Source organism: Jatrophihabitans sp., assembly GCF_046262535.1.
GTDB lineage: Bacteria > Actinomycetota > Actinomycetes > Mycobacteriales > Jatrophihabitantaceae > Jatrophihabitans.
Genome location: NZ_JBHEMO010000092.1, coordinates 1 through 5,170, shown reverse-complemented (window position 1 = coordinate 5,170; position 5,170 = coordinate 1). Strand labels below are relative to the sequence as shown.

Below are 5,170 nucleotides of genomic sequence, written 5' to 3'. Positions count from 1 at the left end.
CCAACGCAGCACTTACGACGTTGCTGAAGGCGACGACCACGAAGTGGGCCGCGGCCGCGATCGGCTCGCAGTCGGCCGGCCCGCTCGAGCTGGCCAGCGGCAAGGCCGTCATGGCGATCGGAGGCTTCAGCGGCAATGACGCCGCGCCCGCGCTGGCCCAGTTCGAGAAGTACGTGTCCGAGGGCAAGGTCAGCTACTTCATCGCCGGCGGCGGCGACGGCCGGGGCGGCCCGGGTGGCGGCGGGACCAGCAGCGCCATCAGCGCCTGGGTGGCGGCGCACTATCGGGCGAGCACCGTCGGCGGCACCACCGTCTACGACCTGACGACCCGCTGACTGACCGAGTTGTCCGCGCTTCGCCACACCAGGACGTGGCGAAGCGCGGACAACTTCACGGGATCAGGACTATCAGCGTGCGCGGCAGAGTCTCGCGCGCCGGCCGGATGGAGGACGTCAGCCGAGGACGTCGGACAGCGAGCGGAACGTTATCGACGCAAACCGCTCGGCGCTGCCGGCCGGCATCGTCATGTCGACGGTGTCCATCGCCACCCCACCCTGCGCCATCCGGGCGAAGGCGGGCGCCACTGGGCGAGCGAGGACCGACATCGTCCGCATCACGGGCAACGGCAGGTGCTTGATCTTCCCCCCACCGCCGGCATGCTCGATGAGCCGCTCGGCGAACCGCGTCATCGTGAGGTTCTCGGGACCGCCGACGTCGAGGGTCTGCCCGCGAAGCTGGGGATCGTCCAATCCCGCCATCACGGCCTGGGCGACGTCGACCACGGACACGAAGCTGATGGGGTTGCGGCCGCGGCCGAACACCATCGCCGGGCCGCCGGAGCCGAGCTTTCCGCCGATGATCTCGATCCAGTTCTCGTAGTACGCGGACGGACGCAGGACGGTGTGCTCGACCCCAGTCGAACGCACCGCCTGCTCGGCGGCGTACTTCATCCGGTGCAGCGACATCGGGTGATGAGCCGACGCGCGGTGCACCGAAATCAACACGAGGTGGCCTATCCCAGCCGCTTTGGCGGCGCGGGCGAGGCTCGCGTTGCCGTCGCGGTCGACCTGCTCGGGCCCGGCACCCCGCCCGCCGACGAAGCCGTGCGCGGCCGACACGACCGCGGTGCAGCCGGCCACCGCCCGCTCGAGCGACGCCGGGTCGCGCAGATCTCCCGCCATCAACTCGACGCCGGTGCCGACCGCAGCCGGCCCGGCCGCCTTGCTCGCGTCCCGGGTGAGCACACGCACCGCCTCGCCCTGCCTGGTCAACGCGGGGACGAGCTCACGTCCCAACCGGCCGGTGCCCCCGACGACGAGGATCACGGCTTGGCCTCGCTGACGAGGCGCTGCACGATCGCGTCGGCGTTGCCACTGGTCCGCTCGACCGGCTCGACGTAGAACCGCGCCCATCGCGCCCGGTCGTCGACGACGCCGAAGAGGATGACGCCGCGCATCTCGTGCGGCGCACCGTCCCGGCGCGTCCCTGACATCTCCCACTCGGTCCACAACGTGTCGCCCTGCTGGGCCTTGCGCACCACTCGCACCGCGATGTCCGGGATCTCCGCGAAGAAGGTCGACCAGTTGCGCCGCACCTGCTCCCGCCCGCCGAATCCCCGCTCGGGATGCGCCGGCGTCACGTTCTCGTAGTCCTCGCTGAAGCAATCGACCAGCGCCTCGATGTCATGCGCGTTCGTCGCTGATTCCAACCGGGCTATCCAGGTCAGCGCGTCGGCCATGTCGATCAACCCCCCGTCTGTTACAGTCGTTCGTATTCGATACAATACTATGGATCTGATTGGGACAGTGGTCAAGAGCAGCCGTCAATACGACTCGAGCCGCCGGCAGAGACAGGCCGAACTCGCTCGAGAGAGAATCCTGGCCGCCGCGCGGACGCGCTTTCTGGCCGCTGGGTACGCGGCGACCACCGTCGCCGCGGTGGCCGTCGACGCCGACGTGTCGGTCGAGACGATCTACAAGAATTTCGGTGGCAAGCCCGGACTGGTTCGCGCGCTTTGGGAACGGGCGCTCGCCGGCCGCGGACCCGTACCTGCGCCCGTCCGCTCGGACGCGATGAGCGAGGTGGAAGCCGACGCCGAGCAGATGCTGCGCAAGTGGGCGAAGCTCGCCGCCGAGGTCAGCTTCCTGGGTGCGCCGATCATGTTGCTGGTGCGGGCCGCCGCGACAGGGGACGAGGCGATGGCGACGTTGCTCGCCGAGGCCGAACAGGAACGGCTTACGCGCATGCGGCACAACGCGAAGCGGCTGCTCAGGACCGGCGGCGTCCGACCCGGCCTCGGACTTGCCCAGGTGACCGACGTCCTCTGGATGTTCAGCGCGGCGGAGCAGTACGAGCTGCTCGTGCTCCGGCGCAACTGGACGCGGTCGCGGTACGCCGCGTTCGTCGGTGACGCGATGGTGGCCGCGCTGCTCTGACCGAGTTGTCCGCGCTCCACCACGTCATAACGTGGCGACGCACGGACAACTCGGAGGGGTCGACGTGTTAGGACAGGCCGGCGTAGGAGTGCAGTCCGGACACCACGATGTTGACGATCAGGAAGTTGAACGTGATCGCGCAGAAGCCGGCGAGATTCACCCAGGCGGCCGCGCGGCCCTTCCACCCGGCGGTCGCCCGGGCGTGCAGGTAGCAGGCGTAGATGACCCAGACGATGAACGCCCAGGTCTCCTTCGGGTCCCAGCCCCAGTACCGTCCCCACGCCGCTTCGGCCCAGATGGCGCCGCAGATGATCGCGACGGTGTAGAGCGGGAACGAGAACGCGACGACGCGGTAGGCGGCCTTGTCCAGAACGGCCGCGGACGGCAGCTTGGCCGCCAGCGTGCCGATCGCACCCGGCTTGTAGTCGGGCCGGCCGCCGAGCTTGTCGTGGCGCGACTTCACGAGATAGAGGACGGTCAGCACCGCGCTCGTCATGAGCGCGCCCTCGGCGATCGAGACCAGCACGACGTGGATCGCCAGCCAGTAGGACTGCAGCGCCGGCACGAGCGGCTGGGCCTGGGAGTACAGCACCGTGCCGGCCAGGAACATCAGCAGGATCACCGGCAGCAGGATCATCCCGCCCAGGTGGCGCAGGGCCGGCAGCTTCCACAGCAGGGCGAGGAACGCGAGGACGCCGACGAGTCCGGCCACCGACGCGAACTCGTACATGTTCGACCACGGCACGGCGTCGACGGCAACCGCCCGGACGACGATCGAGCTCAGGTGCACCAGCGCGCCGAGGACGGTGATGACGACGGCCCAGCGGCCGATCCGGTCGGCCCGGCGGCGCTTACCCGCGGCCGGCGCGTCGTCAACCACGACCGGTCGATCGGGCACCGGCGGACCACCCGCACCCACCAGCTCACGCGCGGGCTCGGCGACCTCGAGCTTGCGCCCGACCCGGCCGAACGCGTACTCGGCGGTGAACCCGACCATGGCGGCGGCGTACACGGCGATGGACGTGGTGAACAAGCCGTCGGACAGATGGGCCATCGACCCGTTGATGCCAGCCATGGTCAGCCTCAGTCCTTTCCTGCGCCGATCGGGTCGTCCATCGTGATGTGCAACGTCGATCGGTAAGCCGCCTGCGTTCCCGCCGCGGAGAGCCGGGACAGCAGTTCCGCGAACTCGGTGGTGAAGTTGCCCGAGTCGCTGCGGGCAAGGCCACCAACGGTCACAACGGTAGGCGACCCGTCCTCAGCCGACGCCGCCGGGGCGATCCGCAGCCATACGCGCCGCCGCCGCACGCCGAGCGAGCCCAGCAGGCCGAGCACCATGGCCCCGGCCGCGAACAGCAGGTAGCCCTGCGCCGGATCGTGCGACACCTGCAGGCCGGCCCAGGGCACCCAGCCGTCGAACCGCACCGTGACCCCGTCGGGCAGCTTCGCGGTCTGGCCGACCACCAGGTTGGCCCGGCCGATCCGCTTCATCCTCGAGTGGTCGAGCGAGTAGACCGACTGCGGCGCGCCCGACCCGTCCAGGTCGCCCAGGTAGACGTTCAGGGACAACACCGGATCCGACACCCGCGGCGACACCGACGTGATGAGCCCGTTGCCGGCGTCCACCGCCGTCGGTGCGAAGAGGCCCTCGATGCCGACGTCCTGCCTGGCGTCGGTCTTGCCCGGCTGCTTGAACGCGCCCTCGGACAGCAGGGTCGCCGCATCGGTCGGGATGAACGCCTGCACGTCATGGCGCACCGACCCGTCGGGCATGCGGATCGTCACCTCGGGCGCGAACCCGTGGTTGATGAGGTACACCCGGTCGCCTTCCAGGCGCAGCGGGTGGTTCACCGTGATCGTCGCCTTCTTCGGCGCCGCGTTCACGTTCGCGCGGTAGACGACGTCGGCGCGGAACGTCCGCGGCTCGCCCTGCGCGGTGTAGTCGGCGGTGAACTTCGACATCTCGTCGATGCAGAACGGAGCCGGCGCCACCTTGCCCTCGGCGGCGAAGCGGCCGGGCTTCCAGGCGTCGTACTGCGAGACGGTGTTGCAGAAGCCGTTGTTCGCGCCCTGCAGGACGACCCGGCTGCCCTGATAGTTGTAGAGCCGGCCGACCGCGATCAGCAGCAGGGAAGCGAGCAGCGCGATGTGGAAGATCAGGTTGCCGGTCTCGCGGCTGTAGCCCTTCTCGGCCGACAGCGTCACGGCGCCGGAGTTCTCGGTCCGCTGGACGACGCGCCACCGTCGGCCCAGCGCCGACCGCGCCGCCGCGGCGTAGTCGGCCGGGCCGTCGGAGGTCTCGAACCGGCCGCCCTCCGGCAACCGGTCGAGGTGCCGCGGGGCGGGCAGCGGCTTGCGCACGACGGCGCGGGCGTGCACCCGGATGCGCGGAATAAGGCACCCGACCAGCGAGATGAACAGCAGCAGGTAGATGGCGGCGAACCAGACCGACCCGAAGACGTCGAACATCCCGATGGCGTCGAGGATCCGCCCCCAGCCGCCGTGCGCGGCGATGTAGGAATTCGTCTTGTCCGGATTCAGCGGACGCTGCGGCAGCAGGGAACCGGGCACCGCGGCGACGGCGAGCAGGAACAGCAGGATCAGCGCCGTGCGCATGGCGGTCAGCCGGCGCCACACGATGCGCATGTACCTCATACGTCGAATCCGGAGGCCGGACCGACTCGCGCGCGGAACTCGTCCATGAGATGCGTCCACTCGCCGCTGACGAGCAGGAT

5 protein-coding genes and 1 pseudogene are annotated in these 5,170 nt (G+C 69.8%); 2 read left to right on the top strand and 4 right to left on the bottom strand.

Annotated elements, in window-relative coordinates:
• Positions 1-335: pseudogene (locus tag ABR571_RS13655) on the top strand (glycosyl transferase); the annotation flags it as partial.
• Positions 336-452: 117 nt separating this feature from the next.
• Here the strand turns inward: ABR571_RS13655 and ABR571_RS13650 are convergent.
• Both ABR571_RS13650 and ABR571_RS13645 read right to left on the bottom strand, forming a co-directional pair.
• The gene (locus ABR571_RS13650; protein ID WP_409453753.1) at positions 453-1,325 is read right to left on the bottom strand and encodes an SDR family oxidoreductase; all 873 of its coding nucleotides are present in this window, start codon (positions 1,323-1,325) and stop codon (positions 453-455) included.
• Positions 1,322-1,738 (bottom strand): nuclear transport factor 2 family protein, encoded by a 417-nt coding sequence (locus ABR571_RS13645; protein ID WP_409453752.1) that lies wholly within the window; start codon positions 1,736-1,738, stop codon positions 1,322-1,324. Before ABR571_RS13645 ends, ABR571_RS13650 begins: the two co-directional genes overlap by 4 nt.
• On the opposite strand from ABR571_RS13645, the gene ABR571_RS13640 reads away from it, so the two are divergent.
• Positions 1,680-2,435: a TetR/AcrR family transcriptional regulator gene (locus ABR571_RS13640; RefSeq protein WP_409453751.1), complete on the top strand. Its 756-nt coding sequence runs from the start codon at positions 1,680-1,682 to the stop codon at positions 2,433-2,435. The genes ABR571_RS13645 and ABR571_RS13640 overlap by 59 nt on opposite strands.
• 67 nt (positions 2,436-2,502) lie before the next feature.
• On the opposite strand, the gene ccsB is transcribed toward ABR571_RS13640, so the two are convergent.
• On the bottom strand, positions 2,503-3,510 hold the full coding sequence (gene ccsB, locus ABR571_RS13635; RefSeq protein WP_409453750.1) for a c-type cytochrome biogenesis protein CcsB: 1,008 nt from the start codon (positions 3,508-3,510) through the stop codon (positions 2,503-2,505).
• 8 nt (positions 3,511-3,518) lie between these two features.
• A complete protein-coding gene (locus ABR571_RS13630; protein ID WP_409453749.1) occupies positions 3,519-5,090 on the bottom strand; it encodes a cytochrome c biogenesis protein ResB in 1,572 nt (523 codons plus the stop codon).
• Between the last annotated feature and the right edge of the window lie 80 nt (positions 5,091-5,170).

What these genes read in the sequence shown, in the direction of transcription:
- ABR571_RS13640 (WP_409453751.1), top strand. Translation starts at nt 1,680, where the DNA reads ATGTCATGCGCGTTCGTCGCTGATTCCAACCGGGCTATCCAGGTCAGC.
- ABR571_RS13645 (WP_409453752.1), bottom strand. Translation starts at nt 1,738, where the DNA reads ATGGCCGACGCGCTGACCTGGATAGCCCGGTTGGAATCAGCGACGAAC.
- ccsB (WP_409453750.1), bottom strand. Translation starts at nt 3,510, where the DNA reads ATGGCTGGCATCAACGGGTCGATGGCCCATCTGTCCGACGGCTTGTTC.
- ABR571_RS13630 (WP_409453749.1), bottom strand. Translation starts at nt 5,090, where the DNA reads ATGAGGTACATGCGCATCGTGTGGCGCCGGCTGACCGCCATGCGCACG.